Annotated in this window: 22 protein-coding genes, 1 pseudogene and 1 riboswitch; of the genes and pseudogenes, 14 read left to right on the top strand and 9 right to left on the bottom strand. The window is 40.6% G+C overall.

What is annotated here, in order from left to right; translation table 11 throughout:
• Positions 1 to 128: 128 nt before the first annotated feature.
• Both AACW45_RS23820 and AACW45_RS23815 read right to left on the bottom strand, forming a co-directional pair.
• Positions 129 to 1,031, bottom strand: coding sequence for an alpha/beta fold hydrolase (locus AACW45_RS23820; protein ID WP_190628984.1), 903 nt, complete (start codon positions 1,029 to 1,031; stop codon positions 129 to 131).
• A gap of 23 nt (positions 1,032 to 1,054) precedes the next feature.
• A complete protein-coding gene (locus AACW45_RS23815; protein ID WP_190628982.1) occupies positions 1,055 to 1,489 on the bottom strand; it encodes a SufE family protein in 435 nt (144 codons plus the stop codon).
• 88 nt (positions 1,490 to 1,577) lie between these two features.
• Between AACW45_RS23815 and AACW45_RS23810 the strand changes: the two genes are divergently transcribed.
• The 10 genes and pseudogenes from AACW45_RS23810 (at position 1,578) to psaK (ending at position 7,420) form a co-directional block, all read left to right on the top strand.
• On the top strand, positions 1,578 to 1,796 hold the full coding sequence (locus AACW45_RS23810; RefSeq protein WP_190628980.1) for a DUF6364 family protein: 219 nt from the start codon (positions 1,578 to 1,580) through the stop codon (positions 1,794 to 1,796).
• 117 nt (positions 1,797 to 1,913) lie between these two features.
• Positions 1,914 to 2,053, top strand: a riboswitch (cobalamin riboswitch).
• 26 nt (positions 2,054 to 2,079) lie between these two features.
• Positions 2,080 to 2,853, top strand: coding sequence for an energy-coupling factor ABC transporter permease (locus AACW45_RS23805; protein ID WP_190628978.1), 774 nt, complete (start codon positions 2,080 to 2,082; stop codon positions 2,851 to 2,853).
• Positions 2,840 to 3,142, top strand: coding sequence for an energy-coupling factor ABC transporter substrate-binding protein (locus tag AACW45_RS23800; protein ID WP_190628976.1), 303 nt, complete (start codon positions 2,840 to 2,842; stop codon positions 3,140 to 3,142). Before AACW45_RS23805 ends, AACW45_RS23800 begins: the two co-directional genes overlap by 14 nt.
• Positions 3,139 to 3,951, top strand: a complete 813-nt coding sequence (gene cbiQ / locus AACW45_RS23795) for a cobalt ECF transporter T component CbiQ (protein ID WP_190628974.1) — start codon at positions 3,139 to 3,141, stop codon at positions 3,949 to 3,951. The genes AACW45_RS23800 and cbiQ overlap by 4 nt, the downstream gene beginning before the upstream one ends.
• Positions 3,926 to 4,759 (top strand): energy-coupling factor ABC transporter ATP-binding protein, encoded by an 834-nt coding sequence (locus tag AACW45_RS23790; RefSeq protein WP_190628973.1) that lies wholly within the window; start codon positions 3,926 to 3,928, stop codon positions 4,757 to 4,759. Before cbiQ ends, AACW45_RS23790 begins: the two co-directional genes overlap by 26 nt.
• 52 nt (positions 4,760 to 4,811) lie before the next feature.
• Positions 4,812 to 4,988 (top strand): TMEM175 family protein, encoded by a 177-nt coding sequence (locus tag AACW45_RS23785; protein ID WP_190628971.1) that lies wholly within the window; start codon positions 4,812 to 4,814, stop codon positions 4,986 to 4,988.
• A gap of 73 nt (positions 4,989 to 5,061) precedes the next feature.
• Complete coding sequence (locus AACW45_RS23780) at positions 5,062 to 5,379, top strand: IS607 family transposase (protein ID WP_190629265.1); 318 nt, start codon at positions 5,062 to 5,064, stop codon at positions 5,377 to 5,379.
• Positions 5,300 to 6,457 carry an RNA-guided endonuclease InsQ/TnpB family protein gene (locus AACW45_RS23775; protein WP_190628969.1) on the top strand — a complete coding sequence of 386 codons (1,158 nt, stop codon included), beginning with the start codon at positions 5,300 to 5,302 and terminating at the stop codon, positions 6,455 to 6,457. The genes AACW45_RS23780 and AACW45_RS23775 overlap by 80 nt, the downstream gene beginning before the upstream one ends.
• Before the next feature lie 65 nt (positions 6,458 to 6,522).
• A pseudogene (locus AACW45_RS23770) lies at positions 6,523 to 6,945 on the top strand (TMEM175 family protein); the annotation flags it as partial.
• Between the two features lie 208 nt (positions 6,946 to 7,153).
• Positions 7,154 to 7,420, top strand: a complete 267-nt coding sequence (gene psaK, locus AACW45_RS23765; protein WP_190542943.1) for a photosystem I reaction center subunit PsaK — start codon at positions 7,154 to 7,156, stop codon at positions 7,418 to 7,420.
• A 298-nt stretch (positions 7,421 to 7,718) separates the two neighbouring features.
• Here the strand turns inward: psaK and AACW45_RS23760 are convergent, their stop codons facing one another.
• The 4 genes from AACW45_RS23760 to AACW45_RS23745 all read right to left on the bottom strand — a co-directional run bounded on the left by AACW45_RS23760 (position 7,719) and on the right by AACW45_RS23745 (position 11,378).
• A complete protein-coding gene (locus AACW45_RS23760; protein WP_190628966.1) occupies positions 7,719 to 8,084 on the bottom strand; it encodes a hypothetical protein in 366 nt (121 codons plus the stop codon).
• Between the two features lie 140 nt (positions 8,085 to 8,224).
• Entirely contained in the window at positions 8,225 to 9,286 is a 1,062-nt protein-coding gene (gene mtnA, locus AACW45_RS23755; protein ID WP_190628964.1) for an S-methyl-5-thioribose-1-phosphate isomerase, read from the bottom strand.
• Positions 9,287 to 9,392: 106 nt separating this feature from the next.
• Positions 9,393 to 10,220, bottom strand: coding sequence for an SMP-30/gluconolactonase/LRE family protein (locus AACW45_RS23750; RefSeq protein ID WP_190628963.1), 828 nt, complete (start codon positions 10,218 to 10,220; stop codon positions 9,393 to 9,395).
• A 189-nt stretch (positions 10,221 to 10,409) separates the two neighbouring features.
• Complete coding sequence (locus tag AACW45_RS23745) at positions 10,410 to 11,378, bottom strand: aldo/keto reductase (RefSeq protein ID WP_190628961.1); 969 nt, start codon at positions 11,376 to 11,378, stop codon at positions 10,410 to 10,412.
• A gap of 414 nt (positions 11,379 to 11,792) precedes the next feature.
• On the opposite strand from AACW45_RS23745, the gene AACW45_RS23740 reads away from it, so the two are divergent.
• Positions 11,793 to 13,436, top strand: a complete 1,644-nt coding sequence (locus tag AACW45_RS23740; protein ID WP_242045532.1) for a purple acid phosphatase family protein — start codon at positions 11,793 to 11,795, stop codon at positions 13,434 to 13,436.
• Positions 13,437 to 13,833: 397 nt separating this feature from the next.
• On the opposite strand, the gene AACW45_RS23735 is transcribed toward AACW45_RS23740, so the two are convergent.
• The 3 genes from AACW45_RS23735 to AACW45_RS23725 all read right to left on the bottom strand — a co-directional run bounded on the left by AACW45_RS23735 (position 13,834) and on the right by AACW45_RS23725 (position 16,888).
• On the bottom strand, positions 13,834 to 15,132 hold the full coding sequence (locus tag AACW45_RS23735) for a homoserine dehydrogenase (protein WP_190628958.1): 1,299 nt from the start codon (positions 15,130 to 15,132) through the stop codon (positions 13,834 to 13,836).
• A 111-nt stretch (positions 15,133 to 15,243) separates the two neighbouring features.
• Positions 15,244 to 16,392: an RNA-guided endonuclease InsQ/TnpB family protein gene (locus AACW45_RS23730; RefSeq protein ID WP_190628956.1), complete on the bottom strand. Its 1,149-nt coding sequence runs from the start codon at positions 16,390 to 16,392 to the stop codon at positions 15,244 to 15,246.
• Positions 16,295 to 16,888: an IS607 family transposase gene (locus AACW45_RS23725; RefSeq protein ID WP_190628954.1), complete on the bottom strand. Its 594-nt coding sequence runs from the start codon at positions 16,886 to 16,888 to the stop codon at positions 16,295 to 16,297. Before AACW45_RS23725 ends, AACW45_RS23730 begins: the two co-directional genes overlap by 98 nt.
• Positions 16,889 to 17,846: 958 nt before the next feature.
• Between AACW45_RS23725 and AACW45_RS23720 the strand changes: the two genes are divergently transcribed.
• The 3 genes from AACW45_RS23720 to AACW45_RS23710 all read left to right on the top strand — a co-directional run bounded on the left by AACW45_RS23720 (position 17,847) and on the right by AACW45_RS23710 (position 20,229).
• Positions 17,847 to 17,981, top strand: coding sequence for a hypothetical protein (locus tag AACW45_RS23720; protein ID WP_277880200.1), 135 nt, complete (start codon positions 17,847 to 17,849; stop codon positions 17,979 to 17,981).
• On the top strand, positions 17,945 to 18,916 hold the full coding sequence (locus tag AACW45_RS23715) for a CobW family GTP-binding protein (RefSeq protein ID WP_190628953.1): 972 nt from the start codon (positions 17,945 to 17,947) through the stop codon (positions 18,914 to 18,916). The genes AACW45_RS23720 and AACW45_RS23715 overlap by 37 nt, the downstream gene beginning before the upstream one ends.
• Positions 18,917 to 19,188: 272 nt before the next feature.
• Positions 19,189 to 20,229 (top strand): WD40 repeat domain-containing protein, encoded by a 1,041-nt coding sequence (locus AACW45_RS23710; RefSeq protein WP_190629260.1) that lies wholly within the window; start codon positions 19,189 to 19,191, stop codon positions 20,227 to 20,229.
• The last annotated feature ends 57 nt before the right edge of the window (positions 20,230 to 20,286 follow it).

The following is a 20,286-nucleotide window of genomic DNA, read 5'->3' as shown; positions in this document are numbered from 1 at the left end:
TGTCAATGGTCAATAGTCAATAGTCAATAGTCAATGGTCAATGGTTAATGGTTAATGGTTAATGGTCAATGCTCAACTAACTATATCTTGGACTCTTGACTGTTGACTCTTGACTGTTGACTCTTAAATTAGATTAAAAAAGGTGAGACAGCTTCGAGAACTTCTGCGGGGTATTCTTCATGAAGTCCCAAGGAACCAGGAAGAACAACGCTGCGCACTCCAGGTAAAGCCGCGATCGCTTCCATTTCGGCTTTGGATTTTGGCGGACTCGATTCTGCAATGACAATCATTAGTGGTACAGATAGGGATTTCACTAATGCCAGAAAATCAGATTGTTCGTGTACCGCATCAATATTACCAGTGACAAAAGCCGCAGAAGCAAATCGCGCTCCTGGTTTTTGGGTAGTTTGCCATTTCTTGTCCATAAAACTGGGTGTTAACCTAGCCGCATCTACAAACACATGGCGACGGTACATCCAATTTAAGAAAGATGGTAGGGTATTGAGTTTGTAGAGAATTTGACCCACAATAGGCGATCGCACTAATCCTCTCACTATACCCGCAATTTGCGAACTTGCGCCCATTGTAGGTAAAGGCCCCCGCCATGTGGGAGCCGTTAAGACAATTTTGTGAAAACTAGCAGGTTGTTTAACAGCTAATTGCAAAACGTAACTAGCCGCATGACCGGCTGCTATGACGTTAATTGCTGTATTAAACACAGAGTTAACAAAATCTGCTAAAAATTGCTGATATATCTCAGGACGGTAATCTAAACTCAGTCGCGAAGATTCGCCAAAACCAGGCCAATCTACAGCGACGACTTGAAAATGTGGCGCTAGTAACCTCGCCAATTCGCCCATTTCTTCACGGGTGGACACGCTACTAAAAGCAGGGAGTAGTAATAAGGGAGAACCATGACCAAGGGTTTCGTATACTACCTTTAATGGTTTATTTTCCCAATTCCAGACAAATTCTTTAACTACTCCACCAAAGCCAACAGCGCTCTCAGTTGATAATAAATTGGTAGACATGAGTTTTTACTCGGCACTCACTACTACTGTTCTAATTTACATTCCAACGCTTTTTTCTGCATAGTTTTAAAAATGTTATAAAAACCGTTAGCGCGGGAAGGTGTCAGACTAACATTTAAACCAGTAGCTTGGATAAAATCTGGTGCGAGTTGGACAATTTCTGTAGGCGACGAACCATTTAAACCTTCAATTAACAGCGCTACCAATCCCTTAGTTAACTGCGAATCCGAATCGCCTTGAAATTTCACCTTTCCATCATCCAAGCTGGCGGTGACATAAACCTGAGATACGCAACCAGGGACTTTATTTTCGGGTGTCTTGTCAGCTTCCGGGAATTCTGGGAGTTTTTGCGCGTACCAAATCAATTGTTCGTAGCGCCGCTTCGGATCGGTAGCACGTTGAAAGCGCTGAACAATCTTAGCTAAAGCAGGTGGTAAAGAGTCTGTAGAAGAAGACATAACAGGACTGGCAAATAAATCGGTCTTCCCTTGAGTGTAATTTATCTAGAGTGCGATCGCGTTTGTTATGAGCATTTCCCTTTTCCTTATGAAACAAGAGTACGATTTCTCTCAGTCTGTTAAGAATCCATACATTAAAAAGCTGAAAAAGCAGGTAACAATTCGGCTTGAAGAAGATGTGGTTGATTATTTCAAAGCTCTAGCTGAAGAAACTGGTATTTCCTATCAAAGTCTCATCAATCTTTATTTACAAGATTGTGTAAAATCCCAGCGTAAGCCGTCATTAGAGTGGGTGAGTAAAGTTTAGTAAAGCATTGAGCATTTCCCGAAGCTTACCTATTGGGATTTGCAAGTAAAGATTTATTGTTGAATTTCTCTCATGTCAAAAAACTCTCATCAATAATCAGGTTTTTTTGACAACGGTGATATAGTTACTCTAATCGGTTCTGATGGGTGTCAGCCATCGGACGCAAGGGGGAAAGTCCGGTGAAAATCCGGCGCTGTCCCGCAACTGTGAACCCGAAATAGGTGAGTCAGGATGCCCGCCGGTTAGAATCAATTCGTTTACATAGATCTGCGAGGTACAGATTATGAACAGAAAACAGGCGTTAGTTAGTCTAACCCTGATGGTAGTTATCAGTTTTTATCTGGTAGTTGGTTTACCCAAACCCGCATACGCCATGCACATTATGGAAGGTTTTTTACCAGTGCAGTGGGCAGTTTTTTGGTGGGTTGTGGCATTACCGTTTTTTATCTTTGGATTGCGTAGTTTGACTCGCATTACCCAAGCTAACCCGCAATTAAAACTATTACTAGCCTTGGCTGGTGCTTTTGCTTTTGTGCTGTCGGCTTTAAAAATTCCTTCCGTCACGGGTAGCTGTTCTCATCCTACGGGTACGGGGTTAGGTGCGGTGCTGTTTGGCCCCCTTGCTATGTCGGTTTTGGGTAGCTTAGTATTGTTGTTTCAAGCTTTGTTACTGGCACATGGCGGCTTGACAACATTGGGTGCAAATGCTTTTTCGATGGCGATCGCCGGGCCATTTGCCGCTTACTGGATATATAATTTAACAATTAAGTTTGGTGCTAAAGATAAAATCGCTCTATTTTTAGCAGCTGCGATCGCAGATTTACTCACCTACATTATCACTTCTATCCAACTTGCCCTAGCTTTTCCTGCACCGGTTGGCGGCTTCATCGCTTCATTTACCAAGTTCGCCGGCATTTTTGCCATCACGCAAGTTCCCTTAGCAATTAGTGAAGGATTGCTAACAGTATTGGTGTGGAACTGGCTGCAATCTTATAATCCTCAAGAATTGGAACTATTACAATTAATCAAACGGGGAAATGGCAATGAATCAGTCTAAAAAAGGGTTAAGTAATTGGCTGTTGGTAGTAGCTGTATTAGCCTTAGCAATTGCACCCTTAATCTTTGTCCGTGGTGGTGAATTTAGTGGTGCTGATGGTGAAGCTGAAAAAGTAATTAGTGAAATCCAACCTGAATATAAACCCTGGTTTCAATCATTGTTTGAACCCGCTAGTAAAGAAATAGAAAGTCTATTATTTGCCTCACAAGCAGCTTTGGGTGCTGGAGTTGTTGGTTATGCAATTGGTTTATATAAAGGACGTTCCCAACAACAAAAGCCTGAAGAATGAGCCTGCAAATAGATACTTTAGCTTATACTAACCGACTGCGCAGCCTGCCACCAGAACATAAACTGATTTTTGCATTTACTACCCTGGCTATTTCCCTCGCCAGCCATTCATTAGTACAAATTTTAATAGTAATTTGGCTGAGTATTTGGATAGTGATTTATGCCAAAATTCCGGCTGGTGTTTATTTTCGGTTATTCATGTTCACCATAGTTTTTTGTTTGACAAGTTTACCAGCCCTCATAGTAAATGGAGTGGCGCTTTCTAATTTGCAAAGCGTCAAATTAGATGCTTGGTATGGACTAACTATCGGAAACTTCTATATTTATATCAGTCATAGTGGCACGATTCAAGCATGGGGAATTTTCACTAGAGCATTAGCTTCTGTTTCTTGCTTATATTTTCTCATGCTAACTGTCCCTTTCATCGAAATATTACGAACTCTCCGATACTTAAAATTTCCAGTGCTTTTAACCGATTTATTATTACTCATGTATCGGTTTATTTTTATTCTATTGAACACAGCCAATGAATTGTGGATAGCACAAAATTCTCGTGGTGGCTATGGCAATCTGGCTATCGGGATGAAAAGTTTAGCAATACTCATCGGACAACTACTACAGCGAACCTTACAACGATACAGTCAGTTTTCTCTCGGATTGGAAGCACGGGGTTTTGTGAGTGAATTTCGAGTTTGGCATCCCCATCGCTATCGTCCTCAACTACGGTATATTATCGAAGCTATTTTTGGTTGTTTATTATTAATAGGATTAGATTTTTGGCGAAATGCAGGAATATTTACTCGAATTTGAGCAGGTATATTACACTTATTCTGGGGCACAACAATCAGCTTTGAATGGTGTAAGCTTAAAAATTCCCTTAGGTAAAAGATGTGCCTTAATTGGTCAGAATGGTTGTGGAAAAACCACATTATTCTTATTAGCTAATGGTTTATATAAACCTAATTCGGGGATTGTCCGTTGGCGTGGTGAGCCATTAAATTATAATCGAAATTATCTGCAAAAATTAAGACAAAAAGTGGGATTGATCTTTCAAGATCCAGAACAACAACTAGTTGCTTCTACTGTGGAAGAAGATATATCTTACGGTTTGTGTAATTTGGGGTTGCCAGTATCGGAAATTCAACAGCGAGTAGAGCAAGCATTAATTGAATTTGAACTTACTAATTTAGCCGAAAGACCAGTACATCATCTGAGTTTAGGACAAAAGAAGCGAGTTTCTATAGCAGATGTCATGGTACTAAAACCCGAACTGTTAGTATTAGATGAGCCTACTGCCTATTTAGATGTTAAACATACTCGTAATTTGATAGCAACTCTCAAAAAAATTCAGCGAGACGGAACTACTTTAATCATGGCTACTCATGATTTAGATTTAGTTTATCGGTGGGCAGATTGGGTGTTTGTCATGGATAAAGGACAACTGATGTTAGAAGGTAAACCCCAAGATGTATTTAGCCAGCGCACAGTTTTAGAAGAGTTAGAATTGGGCGTACCATTAATATATGAGATGTTATCTGATGGATTATCTGGTGAATCAGGATTAGTTAGAGAAAGAGTGCAACAACGAATATTAGAATTATTTTGGGATTCTATGTAGTTAAAGTACAGACAACAGACTTAAAATTAAGCACAACAGGAGCGCGTAACCGATGGGGAAGGGGAGATTAGAAGCGTTCAGTGATGGCGTGTTGGCGATTATCATCACAATTATGGTGCTAGAACTCAAGGTACCGCATGGTGCTGATTTAGCCGCGCTGCGTCCGTTGATTCCGGTATTTTTGAGTTATGTGCTGAGTTTTATTTATATTGGCATCTACTGTGAATAATAAAAACATAAATACCTTGTAATTTCTAGAATTTTCTATAAAAGTGTCCTAACATGGTGTTAAAAACGAAGTTATCAAAGAAATCGGATCAGGACTCAACTACAAAAGAAAACAATTTAAAGGCATTTTGGAACGAATTATGTCAGGAGATGTCCAACAACTTGTGGTTGGACACAAAGACAGACTTGCAAGATTCGGATTTGACCTTATTAAATGGATTTGTGAACTCAACGATACAGAACTCGTGGTTTGCAACAACACAGAACTTAGTCCAGAAAGAGAAATGGTGGAAGACATACTTGCAATCGTTCATGTCTTCAGTTGCAGGCTGTACGGACTCAGAAAATACAAATCTCAAATCAAAGAAGATAAGACTTTACCCAGAAGCTAAATTAAAAACAGTTTGGCGTAGATGGATAGCTTCAAGCAGGTATTGTTACAACAAAGCAATGGCTTACATGCGCGATTGCTACAAAGATGGATTAAAACTACCAAGTGCCTATGACTTAAGAAAAATCATTATGTTGAAGATTCCTGAATGGGTAAATTCAACACCTTTTAATCTTCGTGGTGCAGCCATTATTGATGCTCATGCTGCATTTAAAAAGACAAAAAAAGAAAATAAGCTAACTCCTAAATTTAGAAGTTGTCGTCATCCGGTATTGTCTTTTAAATTACAATCAGATAATTGGAAAAAAGGGACTACATATCCAACACATAAAACTGATGAGGGAATCAAAATTATTGACTTAAAAATTAATGCAAGTGAAATTATTCCTGATGTCATTCCTAGCGACTTTAACATAGTCTTAGATAGAGGTAGATGGTTTATAACTTACACGATTGAAGATGCTAAATGTAGCAATGCAAACAATCAAGCGATTGCTTTAGATCCTGGTGTAAGAACATTTTTAACTGGATTTGATGGCAATAAAGTTTTTGAATTAGGCAAAGGAGCTATTTCACGAATTGTCAATCTTTGTAGGCGTTTAGATAGTTTGCAATCGCAAATTGCTCAAGCAAAAGGAAAAGACAATAAGCGAAAAAGATTTAATTTGAGAAAAGTAGCACAGCAAACTAGAATAAAAATTAAAAATCTAGTAGATGAATGTCATAAAAAAGTAGCTTGCTTTTTAACATCTAATTATTCTCAGATTATCATTCCTCATTTTGAATCGTCAGACATGGTGTATAAAGCCCAAAGAAAAATCACAAACAAGACGGCAAGAAACATGCTATCTTGGGCACATTACCGATTTAAGCAGAGACTTAAACATCAAGCGGCTAAAAGAGGTAGTCAAGTGATAGAAGTGAGTGAAGAATACACTAGTAAAACTTGTTCAAAATGTGGGCATGTTCATAAAAAGCTAGGTGGGTCTAAAATCTTTAATTGTCCTAATTGTGGACATAAAGTTGATAGGGATGTTAATGGAAGTATTAATATTTTCCTAAAAACAATCTCTGGTTGATTAACCAGAGACAGGCAAGATAGCGCCTAATACACAGTTTTTACTAGTTATTTCTAGTATTTTCCGGGTTAAAGTCTATCTGGAATAATCACCATCATTTATGGCAAGCTGTCAGACATGTGAATGGCAGAATTCTTTGGGCTAATCTGCATTTGCTATTTTGGTTGTCGCTCATTCCCTTTGTGACTGGCTGGATGGGTGAAAACCATGTTTCTGCTTGGCCGATCGCTCTTTATGGTACGGTATTGTTGTTTTGCGCGATCGCTTATTACATTCTCACAGTAGTTCTAATCAATCATCACGGTAAGGATTCTACTTTAGCGATCGCTATTGGTCGAGACATCAAAGGTAAAATCTCACTGGTATGTTATGCGATCGCTATTCCCCTGTCTTTTGTTAATTCCTGGATAGCCTTTGCATTCTACGTTCTCGTGGCGATTATGTGGCTCATTCCCGATCGCCGGATTGAAAAAACTTTGATGTCCTAGAGTATAGCAGGTACTCTGACAGAGAATTCCTCAAGGCTGCTGGAAAGGGGGGATATACACAAAACCAGCGCCGCAGTACAACTGTAAAAGTTAAGTATTGAGAATAATCGTTAAATATTGCTGCAAAAGTAGTGTGATTTCTTGAAATTGGTTGGCAAATATTCAGATCATATTGCTAAACGATCAACAAGTTTTAGGAGCGAAACAGTTGCTTACTTCAACCTTATTAGCTGCTTCCACTGTGCCCACAACCCTACAATGGAGTCCTACCGTTGGGATTATCATGATTATCGCGAATATTATTGCGATCGCCTTTGGCAAATCTACCATCAAGTATCCCAGCGTCGGCCCTGCTTTGCCCTCACCTAATTTATTTGGTGGCTTCGGCGCACCTGCATTACTTGCTACCACCGCTTTCGGTCATATTTTAGGCGCGGGTATTATCTTAGGGCTGCATAACCTCGGCAGAATCTAGGTTGTTAGCTGATTTCACCTACTCTTTTGTCTATAACCATTAAATTAAGCTAGAGATTCTTTATCTCTGGCTTTTTTGCGTTCAATACCAAGTTACCAACAATTGTCTTATAGCAAAAGGCAGAAGGCAGAAGGCAGAAGGCAGAAGGTAAAACTATTGCTAATCCTAGTATTTACGCTTTCAAGATGTTCTAACCTATGTGACTACAGCTATAATTAACTTTTTCAGTAGAAATTGTATGATCAAAAACACCAAGGATTAATTAGCAAAGTAATTACGAATTACGAATTACGAATTACTAAACAGGCATAGGTGCTAAACCATGTAATTGACGTACAGCATTAATACAAATTGGGCAATCACAACCAAATAACTTGATGGCTTCATCACTTTCCGCATCGGTGAATTCTAGTTCAGCAGGTTGATTGGGTGATTGTACTTGCGCTACTGTTATCTCTTGCTTGGGGGGAGGAACAGTATTATCAACTTGTATACATACCTGTTTAGTCTCTGCTGAGTGGGGGGAACGTACACAAGATAAATGAGTACCAGCTGGGCTAACTGTTTGACTACCATGTGCTGGTTTGGTCATCATCACCATAGATAGCATAGAAGCAAACAGCGCTGGCGAAGAAAGCAAAGACAGGACAAATCTTTTGTTCATGTATTCTCCAATTTTGATCGAGAAAGATGCGACTTATGTTTTCACATTCATCGGCGATCGATCAGTCCATCTTATACAACTTCTCATCAAATGGCTTAAGATGAGATGACCAAAATTGTACAGGTATTTAAGCTTGTATTTTAAACTACCTGCTTGGGCTGAGATTTTGCTAATTCACTAGGAGCAAATGCGCCATGTTCTGTAATGATGGCTGTAATTAATTCTGCTGGGGTAACATCAAAAGCGGGATTATAAAATTCCACCCCTTCCGGTGTGAGTCTGGTATCGCCTACTTGATAAATTTCTTGCGGATTGCGTTCTTCAATGGGGATTTGGCTACCATCGGTTAAGGCAAAATCAACGGTAGATAGAGGCGCAGCGACAAAAAAAGGAATATTATGTGCTTTAGCTGCGATCGCCACACTATATGTACCTATCTTATTAGCAGTATCGCCATTAGCAGCAATTCTATCTGCACCCACAACTACAGCATGAATTAAACCTTGTTTCATGCAATGGGCTGCCATATTATCAGTTATTACAGTCACGGGAATCCCTTCTTGCACGCATTCCCAAGCCGTGAGTTTTGCACCTTGTAACCGGGGACGAGTTTCGTCAGCAAACACCCGCGCTAATCTTCCTTCTCGCCAAGCAGAACGCACCACACCTAAAGCAGTACCATAACCAGCAGTTGCTAATGCACCAGCGTTACAGTGAGTCAAAATTGTCAGCTTTTCGGGGGTTTTGGGTAAAACTGCTAAACCATTATCACCAATCGCTTGACAAGTTTGTAAATCTTCAGCGTGGATAGTTTGGGCAGTTTCTAACAGCGTTTGTTTGAGTTCTGCGACTGTGCCGATACTTTCATAGGCTGTTCTCATCATCCGACTAATCGCCCAAAATAAATTTACCGCCGTCGGACGAGTAGAACGCAACAATTGAGCGACTTGTTCTAAGCGTTGTAAAAAATCATTGCGGTTGTCGGTTTCAATCTCCCTCGCACCAAGATAAATACCATAGGCTGCGGCGACACCAATCGCTGGCGCACCTCTAACAATCATCGTTGTGATTGCTAAAGCCATATCTTCACTGCGGTGAATTTCTACAAAAGCATACTCATTGGGTAAGCGAGTTTGGTCAATCAGCGATACTGAATCGTTGTGCCAGATAATTGGATAAACTTGGTTAGGAGCAGGAGTCATAGAAGCAGAGGATAATTGCAATTAGGCATCAATTATAAAGGCTAGACGAAAAACCCCGAACTGAATTCTGCAAAACTGTTATTGTTGTGAATTAAGGCAAAGCTGGTTAACCTGGTTTTATACCTGCTACATTGAGGCGAATACGGTATAGACTTTTACTGGCTGTAATGTAAAGCGTTTTATAGTCTTGATCTCCCCAAGCCAAATTAGTTACCGCCTCTGGTACAAAAATTTTGCCTAACAGCTTTCCTGATGGGGAAAAAATGATCACCCCTTCGGAAGCAGCAATATAAACATTGCCTTTTATATCTACTTTTATCCCATCTGGTACGCTTTTCGCTTTCGGATTAAGTAACTCTGCAAAGATTTGTCCATTACTCAATGTCCCATCTGAGTTAACCTGGAATACCTGGATATGATTTTTTTCAGAATCGCTGACATAGAGTTTTTTCTCATCTGGAGAGAAAGCTAATCCGTTAGGACGTATCATCTCCTTGGTCAGCAAAGTGAGATTTCCATCTGATGACAGCCGATAAATTCCATAAAATCCGAGTTCTTCCTTTTCTTTACTGATGCCATAGGGAGGGTCAGTAAAGTAAATGCTACCATCTGACTTAACTACAACGTCGTTAGGACTATTTAATCGCTTGCCTTGGTAACGTTCAGCTAAAGAAACGATCCTACCGTCATTTTGAGTACGTATTAAACGACGGTCATGTTCAGCAGTAATTAAGTTTCCCTGGCGATCTATTGTATTACCGTTAGCATTACCAGATGGATGACGGAATATATGAATTTTACCGTCAGGAGTCCATTTATATATTGTATTTGCAGGGATATCACTAAACAGTAAAAACCCGCGTCGATCCCAAACAGGCCCTTCTATAAACCTAAAGCCACTGGATAACCTTTCCAATTGGGCGTTGTTGCTCATGATAGTTTGTAGACTGCTTAGGCTGTTGGCGTTGCTGTGCTGTAAAGTCAAAATACCAACTAAGAAAACCCACGCAACTATTGGTAAGGAATATTTCTTCACAATAAATATTCTCGCCGGAAATTTATATTTGATGTTCGGCTAAGTTAAATTATCTATGGATTTGTATAACTAATTGCTGCACCTGTATTAAGTCCAAGCACGGTAGAAGGTGCTGTCTTGCCAAATATGGGCTGTGCGTTGTTCAATAGCTGCTAGTTGTTGATTGCTCAGTTGCTCAAAAGCACGAGCCACCTTGACATTTTCTTCTAATTGCTTCACATTATCTACGGAAATCACGCAACAAGTTACACCTGGCTGGGATAGAGCATAACCCATTGCTTGCTGCATTCCGTTCAAAGCATCTGCTTGGAATAACTTACCGTAAGCTGGTACTTTCATGGCGATGACGCCCATATTTTTTTGCTGTGCTAATGGTAGCACTACAGGAAAGTAAGGACGCGGATGGTGTTTGTCTGCTGCATTTACCGGAATCAGCGCAGTATGGAAGGAGTAGCGATTTATAGCTTCAACTATTACATCTGGTTCGTGGTGTCCTGTAAGACCAACAAACCGGACAACTTTTTGTTCTTGAGCTTCTTCTAAAGCTTTAATTGCACCATTTGTGCCAAACATTTTTTCAAGATGTTCGGGTAAAGCAACGCTATGCAACTGCCACAAGTCTAAATAATCTGTCTTGAGGCGTTTCAGAGAACGTTCTAATTGTCGCCATACCCCATCTCTCTCTTTTTCATAAGTTTTACTAGCTAAAAATATGTTTTGGCGGTAGGATGGCAGTACTTTTCCCAAATAAGTTTCATTCGGCCCGTACCTAGCAGCCGTGTCAAAATAACGAATACCGAGTTCAACTGCTCTTTCAATAATTGCTAAAGCTTCAGCTTCTTTATCTTTTTTATCGAGTGGTGTTTGTGTACCCGCACCTCCCAAGCCAAAGATAGGAACTTTGACGCCTGTACGTCCTAATATTCTTTCTGGCATTGCTGTTGGTGATTGAGCAGCATGGGAAATTTGCTTTTGTACTGTATGCGCTCCTACAACAGTGCTAGCTACAGCCACGCTGGTAATTAAAAAATCACGCCTGGTTCTTTTTTCTAACATAATTTTGTCGGAAATTATCTACTTAAAGAAATTTGTAGATTGACAATCTCTAAAATGTTTGAAGATTAACAAACTATATTTACGTGTTTATTATTTCTTAAGATGATTGCTAAGTCAAATTTGATGCATATATATTTATGATTTATCCAAATCTATAATGTATTTGTTCTAGCATTAGGGTAATCTTAGCTAATTTTGTATAATTTTAGCTTGACAAATTTAATGTGATAAAAAACTGGCACAAAATGTTAAGGATGTTATTCAATAAAATCAACTAACAACCTGGCCAAAGTTGCTGGATTACTCATGCTCAAAGGTCTTAGACGCCGTAAAAAAATATTAGGCTTAGTCCTATTATTTATACTGACTGTATGCTTTACCCTGGTAAATGTGCGTTCATTTGGGGAAACAATTATGACATCAGCGCCGCAATTGCTGACAGATCCATTTTTGCAGCTACCAACAGAAAACTCAGTGCGGGTGGTTTGGTTTACAGAGTTTGCAGGTAGTCAACATACAGTTAATTATGGTGAAAATTTAGCCAAGACGGCAAGGGCAAGTACAATTAAACTCAGTCGCACTAGAGAGGATGTGCGATCGCGTGTAGGTAACCAAACTGCAAATAGCCAAGTTTATCAGCAAACTGTTAACCGTGATATTTGGCGACATGAAGCGGAAATAACGGGATTAATTGCTGATGTGCGGGTAAATTATCGTGTAAATAGCTGGCGAGAAGATGGAGAAAGTGTCAGCAGCGATGTATTTACCCTTGCGCCTAACCCTAAACCGGGGACACCTTTAAAGATTTTACTCACCTCAGATCATCAACTTAAACCGATGACAGCCGCCAATCTGCAAAAGGTAGTGGAAACGGTAGGAAGAGTAGACGCAGTTTGGTTTGCTGGGGATTTAGTGAATATTAGCGATCGCGCTTCTGAATGGTTTGATGATAATCGGGGTGGTGCGTTCTTTCCTGCTTTGCAAGGACGCGCTAACTATACAATGACTGACGATGGTGTTAGCAAAACCTACAATGGCGGACAAATTATTCAACATGCACCAATATTTCCTTGCATTGGCAATCATGAAGTCATGGGAAGATTTCAACGGCTGGAAAGTTTAGACGATGAATTTAATGATTCATTTCCCCGTGCAGTTGCGCAAAAATTATATAATGGTAAATCTTTAAAAGATAATTCTTATAATACCGATACTTACGAAGAAATTTTTACTCTGCCAACTAGTAAAACAGGCGGAAAGCGATATTATGCTGTTAGCTTTGGTGATGTACGTTTGGTAGTTTTATACATTACAAATATATGGCGCAATCCTAAATTAGATTCACCATATAGAGGTAGATATCAAGAAGCAGCGACAGATTTAAATCATCCTGAAAATTGGGGCTATGGACAGTTTATTTATGAGCCTATTGCTAAAGGTAGCCAGCAATATAATTGGCTAGCAGCAGAACTTAATAGCGATGAATTTAAACAAGCGAAATATAAAGTAGTAATGTTTCATCATCCACCCCATACTTTAGGTGATAACATTGTCCCTGCTTACACCGATCCAGTGCAGATAATTGAACGGGATGATATTGGTAATATTCAAGCAGTACGTTACGAATATCCTAAAAATAATGATTATATTATTCGTGATGTTATTCCTTTATTAGAATCTGCCAATGTACAATTTGTTTTATATGGGCATTCTCACCTGTGGAATCGCTTCGTTAGTCCTAAAGGAATGCATTTTTTAGAAACATCAAATGTTGGTAACTCTTACGGTGCAGCTTGGGGTGATAGAAAGCGAGAAGTGCCTGATAGTTATCAAGAAGAATATGTTAAATTAGGCGATCCTAATGGTTTAGAACCAATAGTACCAAATATCGCCCCTTTGTTAGGCGAAGATGGGAAACCGATGCCATATATTGCCAGTAATGACATCACAGTTTTTAGTATTTTCGATACGGGAACAGGTACAGTTAGCAGTTATCGATTTGATACGCGCAAACCAGATTCTGAAGTAATTAAGTTTGATGAATTTCAGTTGCGATAATTTATTTAGCTGCTTGTAACGAAATTTTTAACAATCGGTTAATTATACCAATTTCAAATAAGAATGCTATAGATTGTAGGGGCATGGCAATGCCCCTACGTGTCAACTTAAGCTAAAAGCTATATACGGCGCGTGTTGTACAAAAACCTTCGCGCCCTCATCCCCTAACCCCTTCTCCCCCAGGGAGAAGGGGAATTGAATCTCTTGCTCCCCTCTCCCGGTGGGAGAGGGGCTGGGGGTGAGGGCGAAACCTTGCACAAGAGCGGGTTTCACGTTAAGTTGACACCAGTGGGCAATGCCCACCCTCTAGAGTATATTAATGTGTCTGGCTTTTTGTTGTTTTATAAAGAATGTGGTGCGTTACACTTCGTGATAACGCACCCTACTAGCTATAGGATTAGAGTACGCGCAGCAAGCTGGGAATGCTATCTATTGCTTCCAAGTTATGTATCTCTGTTAAAGCTTGGCGAAAATCACCTTCTTTAACATCATGGGTAACAACAACAATCTCTGCTAAATCGCCTTGAAAACCAGTTTGTACTACTGATTCTAAGCTGACGCCATAATTACCAAAGCAAGTACCTAGTTTACCAATTACCCCTGATTGATCCTTGGTGAGGAAGCGGGTATAAAAACGAGTGACTAGTTCGGATATGGGTGCTATTTGACAGTAATCTTGATGTCTACAAGCTAACAAAGGATTGGGTTTTGTCTCGCTGGCTGTTTTAGTTTTGAGTGTGGCGGTTAAATTTAAAATATCAGATGATACCGCACTCGCCGTTGCACCCGCACCCGCACCAGGGCCAAAAAACATGACTTGTCCGATTGGTTCGCCTTCTACTAGTATAGCATTATACACGCCGTTGATACTAGCTAAGGGGTGCGCTTTGGGTAAAAGGGTGGGATGAACTCTCACAGATAGCTTTGAAGTATCCTGTCCGTGAAGTTTGGCGATCGCTAATAATTTAATCACAAAGCCTAATTTTTCAGCATAGGCTATATCTGTTTTGCTAACTTGGCGAATTCCTTCACAATAAACATCTTGGAGGTGAATCCGTCCCCCAAAGGCTAAGGAAGCTAAAATCGCAATTTTATCGCCAGCATCTAAACCATCGACATCAGCAGTCGGATCGGCTTCAGCATAGCCCAATCTTTGAGCGTCAGCTAACACATCCTCAAAATTGCTACCTTCTTGTTGCATCCGCGTCAGGATATAGTTAGTAGTACCGTTAACAATACCTGTAACTGTGTGGATGCGGTTGACGCTTAAAGACTGCTTTAGGGGTTGAATTACCGGAATACCACCACCAACTGCGGCTTCTAGCATGACATAAACGCCAGCTTCATTAGCAGTTGTGAAGATTTCGTTGCCAAAACGCGCGATCGCAGCTTTGTTAGCGGTGACGACATGCTTACCGTTTTTCAGCGCTTGGAGAATCAGCGATCGCGCTGGTTCCAATCCCCCCATGACTTCAACTACTATATCTACAGCCGGATCGTTAACAATTGATTCTAAATCTGTAGTAATTATACCTGCTGGTAGTTCAACCGCTCGTGGTTTATCAAGCGATCGCACTCCTACCCGATATATTTCTAGTTCTTCCAATAACGGGTGACGCCCAGTCGCATCCTGTAACAACTGTACAGTACCCGCCCCTACAGTACCTAATCCCAGTATTCCTAACTTAACACCCACAATTTTTGTACCAAAATTTAGTTTTAAATCCTCAGTGCTGAGTAATAGTTTCTCACAACTATGAGAGCAGAAAGCCTACCAACAAGACCGATACTTTTTTGCTAACATTCATTAACAAATACACTCACGTAGTGAGGGCGTATCAACCAATGCACGAAGGAAAATCCCTCGCGCACCATTTAGATCCCTCGGCATCACTTGCCCGTCAGTTAGTGACTTAATGAATTTAGCTCCACCAAGATTGTGGATTATTTCACCAGTCCAGCTAACTGTTTTGGATGTATACGCCTCATTAACATCTATTACCAATTTGTTATTTTCAAAAGCTTTGTGTTTGAGAAATTGCTTAAAACGGTAATGAGATAGTGTCAACATTTGACGTACCGATTTTGACCTAATTCGCCGCTTCGCCTTTTTCGACATTTGAGATGTTTCAAAGGTTGGCAACAAAATAACATCAAAGTTATCAACCAAAAATCGGGCGGTTTTCTTGTGCAATTCATCTACAAGGTTTTTGATTTTACCTCGTAGCTTGGTTGCAGCAACTTTCAACCTTTTCTTCTGTTTACATTTGGCTTTGGTGATTTTAGAAATCAACTTATCCAACCGAAAACAAAGTTTCTGGATCTGGATATTAGCTGAAGCTCCAATTTCACCAAAGCTAGATTCTGAGAAAAAAGTGATAAATGTTCTGATGCCTGGATCTAGTGCCACGACACGTCCTTGGTTATCGGACTGTTGTTGTGGCACCTCCTCTGGAACTGTTAAATAGTAGTCGCCATAAGCAAACACTAATCGACAGTCACCAAAGCTTTGAGGTAAGGATTCCTTGAATATTGCCTCACCCAAAATAGTGTGGTAAATTCCTTTGTCTGACACCGCAGATTTAGGAATATAGCAAGACTGAATAGGGGTTTTTCTAGACCTAAACTTACAAAAGCTAATACCACCACCATTTTTAAACTTTCTCTTGGCATTACTAACAGCTTTGCAAGCATCCTTGATGGCAATTGACTTGATTTGATAGGGTACTGATTTACAAAAATCAGGTAGTCCATTCAATATATCTGTTTTGATTGCTTTCCAATTCGCCTTAACAGTTGAATCTTGCAGCAGTTTGACTGTTGTGTTGTAGACAAACCTAGAAACACCAAACCACTGTTTAATCGTCTGTCTTTGGGTTGCTGTTAGGAATATCCGGATCTTCCTTGATTTTTTTACTGTATTTCCTAAGTCCGTGCATTCTACAAGAGAAGACATGGAGGATGGAGAGAAGATCCGCCCTAAGCTCTGATTCGGGGCAGTGTACAGTGTTGTCGAGAACCACGATTTGTCCACCGTTTTGCTCGACCATGTACTGAATAAGCTCAAATCCAAACCGTGCGAGTCGGTCACGACAGGCAACAACAAGCGTGAGCTTATCTCCCCGCAGAAGTCTGTCCAGTAAGGTTTGCAGTCCTTTACGTTTGAAGTTGATTCCACTGCCGATATCTTTGATGATTTCGGCTTCCGGGTAGAGTGATTGCATGTAGGCAATTTGTCTACCAAGGTCGTCTCGTTGTTTAGTTGAACTAACTCGGCAGTAGCAAACAAGGGAGCGATGTGTTGCACCGCGAAGGTAGGACTCGACGTTAAAAAGTCTTTGCCCTGCTTCGTTTTTGATGCTCTCGATTTTCCCATTGTCGGCGTATTTCCTTAAAGTATTTGGGTGTAATCCCAGCGCTTTAACCGCTTCTCGTAGTGGTACGTAAGCCATACCACTATATTAGCATTTGTTAGGATATATAATCTATTGTTAGTAAAGTATTAGCTATTGACTAACCCTGAAATTAGCAAAAGATTTCAGGGTCTTATATCCTATTGACTAACCTTAAGGGTGGGACTGGCAGTTTACTCAACATTTAGTCACAAATATGCAAACTGCTGTATTTTAGGGACTTCCAAGTAAAAAATATTCCATTGCTATTGTTGTACGGGCGGGTTTAACCGACATATCTGTTTTCGACATGAATATCTCACAAAACCCGCCCCTACAGACGGTTGACTGTTAACTGTCAACCGTCAACTGTCAACTGTCAACGTTTAACGGAATAATTTATTTTTTTGGAGTTCCCTTAGCTATTTGCCTATATATTTTAATATTTTCCGTAAGCAAACCGCAGTTTGAGTATTCATTTCTAGAAATGAGTAGACAAATCCCAGTTTGAGTAGGCAAAAGCTGTATTTGAGAACTCATTTGAGTGTTTTCCGCAGCCAAACCCCAGTTTGAGTAGGCAAAAGCTGTATTTGAGAACTCATTTGAGTGTTTTCCGCAGTCAAACCCCAGTTTGAGTAGGCAAAAGCTGTATTTGAGAACTCATTTGAGTGTTTTCCGCAGCCAAACCCCAGTTTGAGTAAGCAAAAGCTGTATTTGAGAACTCATTTGAGTGTTTTCCGCAGCCAAACCCCAGTTTGAATAATTATTTTTTCAACTTTGCCTATACAAGCTGTGTATTTATTTGAAAAATCATACATACAGCGAATTGCAAGTTGGTGAGGTACAGATAATCGTTAATTGTAGGGGCATTGGCACTGCCATGCCCCAAAGCGCGTACCTCATTTACATATCGTTTAGCAGAGAAAGCAGAGGAAGTAATTTGTATCAATGAATTGGGATAAGGCGTATTTGCAAACCCCTCAAGCCTTCAGCAATTAAACCCAATGCCCCATGCCCAATGCCCAATGCCCAATGCCCCATGCCCAAATCCACGATTTCTCAAAACAAGCGCTATCATAAGCAGATAATCATTATCACTACAGATGCTCTGAGATTATGCTCTCTGCTGAAACATCCAATTCTGTCCCTGTAACTGTTCTCACCGGCTATCTTGGCGCAGGTAAAACCACTTTACTCAATCACATCCTCACTTACGAACACGGCAAGAAAGTCGCCGTCATCGTCAATGAGTTTGGGGAAGTAGGCATTGACAATCAATTGGTTATCGATGCAGATGAAGAAATTTTTGAAATGAATAATGGCTGTATCTGCTGTACAGTCAGAGGCGACTTGATTCGCATCATCGGCAACTTGATGAAGCGGCGTGATAAATTTGACCATTTAGTCATTGAAACTACTGGTTTAGCCGATCCCGCCCCAGTCATTCAGACATTCTTTGTCGATGAAGATATGCAAAGCCAGCTATCTTTAGATGCGGTTGTCACCGTGGTTGATGCCAAGCATATTTGGCAACATTGGGAAGCCGATGAAGCCCAAGAACAGATAGCCTTTGCCGATGTTATTTTATTAAATAAAACAGATTTAGTCGCGCCAGAAATTCTAGACGAACTAGAAAAGCGAATTCGGGGAATGAATGCCTTAGCAAAAATCTACCGTACCCGCAATTCTGAGTTAAATATGGATGCTTTATTAGGGGTACAAGCCTTTGATTTAGATCGCGCCTTAGAAATCGATCCCAATTTCTTAGGAGAAGATGCCCATCAACATGATGAAACCGTTTATTCTGTAGCTTTAGTAGAACCAGGCGAACTTGACGGGCAAAAATTAAACGATTGGATGGGAGAATTACTCCGGACTCAAGGCACTGATATCTTCCGCATGAAAGGTATTTTAAATATTGCTGGGGAAGATCATCGCTTTGTTTTCCAAGGAGTACATATGATATTTGATGGTAAACCCGATCGCCCTTGGAAACCAACCGAAACTCGCAAAAACGAACTAGTATTCATCGGGCGCAATCTCGATGAAGCTAAACTAAAACAAGACTTTCAAGCTTGTTTGGTTTAATAGAGACGCGATTCATCGCGTCTGTACAAGCGCCTTCTGCCCTCTACCTGTGTAAACTTAATGCAAAACCCAGTTACCGCAAGGAACTGAAGTTCCTTGCTAATAGCCAAAGTCATCGTCAGATTCCTAAATATCCTCAAAATCTTGAGTCTACTTTAGTAGACTTGGGTTATTAGCCTGAGAATTCATTCTCAGGCGGGCGAGGAAGCTTACAGTGAGGCTATTTCTGGCTTAAGTTGACACCAATGCCCCCTGCCCCCCTGCCTCTAAAGATGAACTCCACCACCAAAGCCCAAGAATTTACAGAATTCTCTTCGGCGTTACTTTCAGATTATGTAACTGCGATCGCTTGGTCAACTGATGGTAATACCCTAGCTGCAACTTCAGCCGCCGGGGAAGTTATACTCTGGAATGAAGATGATTTAGTAAATTTACAGGCTGGTTATGGTAAATCTGTAGATTGCCTAGCTTTTTCGCCTGATGGTAAATTTTTAGCGATCGCGGGACAAGATGGACAGGTAAAAATTTGGCAAGGCGATGAATTAATCGCTACTTTAGATAATGCCCCAGCATGGGTTGATAAACTAGCTTGGAATCACACGAGTAATCAACTGGCTTTTAGTTTGGGGCGTTATGTCCAAGTTTGGGATGCTGATATTAATGATATTGTTGTTACCTTAAATTTTGATAACTCCTCAGTATTGGCGATTGACTGGCGCAGGGATGGGCAATACTTAGCCATTAGCGGTTATCAAGGGGTAAAAATTTGGCACACCCAAGACTGGGATGAAGAACCATATATATTATCCATGCCGACAGTCAGTGTAGCAATGGCATGGTCTCCCGATGGCAGATTTCTCGGTTCTGGCAACATGGATCGTAGCGTCACCGTTTTGGAATGGGGAAACCCCGATCCTTGGGTGATGCGCGGTTTCCCTGGTAAAATTCGCCACCTAGCATGGTCAGAAGCTACCACACCCTTAGGCGCACCAATTTTAGCATCATCCAGCGTTGAGGGTATTGTCGTGTGGGAAAAGCTAGAAGACGAGTCTTTAGGCTGGGAAGCCAGAGTGTTAACTAATCATGTGGGAGTAATAAATGCGATCGCCTTTGCACCCCAAAGCTTTTTACTTGCTTCCGCAGCTGCTGACGGCTGGCTGTGTTTATGGCACAACGCCCAAGAAGTCAGCCAAATACTTACAGGTGCATCAGCCGGATTTTCCTGTCTCGCTTGGCACCCACAAAGTCAGTATATTGCCGCAGGTGGCGAACAAGGAGAATTACTAATTTGGTCAAAAATATCGCCAGATTAACGATAATTACTAATAGAAAATCTGAAAAACTTCATCCACAATGAAATGAACTTTTCC

The sequence above is a fragment of the Calothrix sp. FACHB-168 genome, assembly GCF_963889195.1.
GTDB classification, from domain to species: Bacteria; Cyanobacteriota; Cyanobacteriia; order Cyanobacteriales; family Nostocaceae; genus Aulosira; species Aulosira anomala_A.
This window is presented reverse-complemented; position numbering and strand designations above follow the sequence as displayed.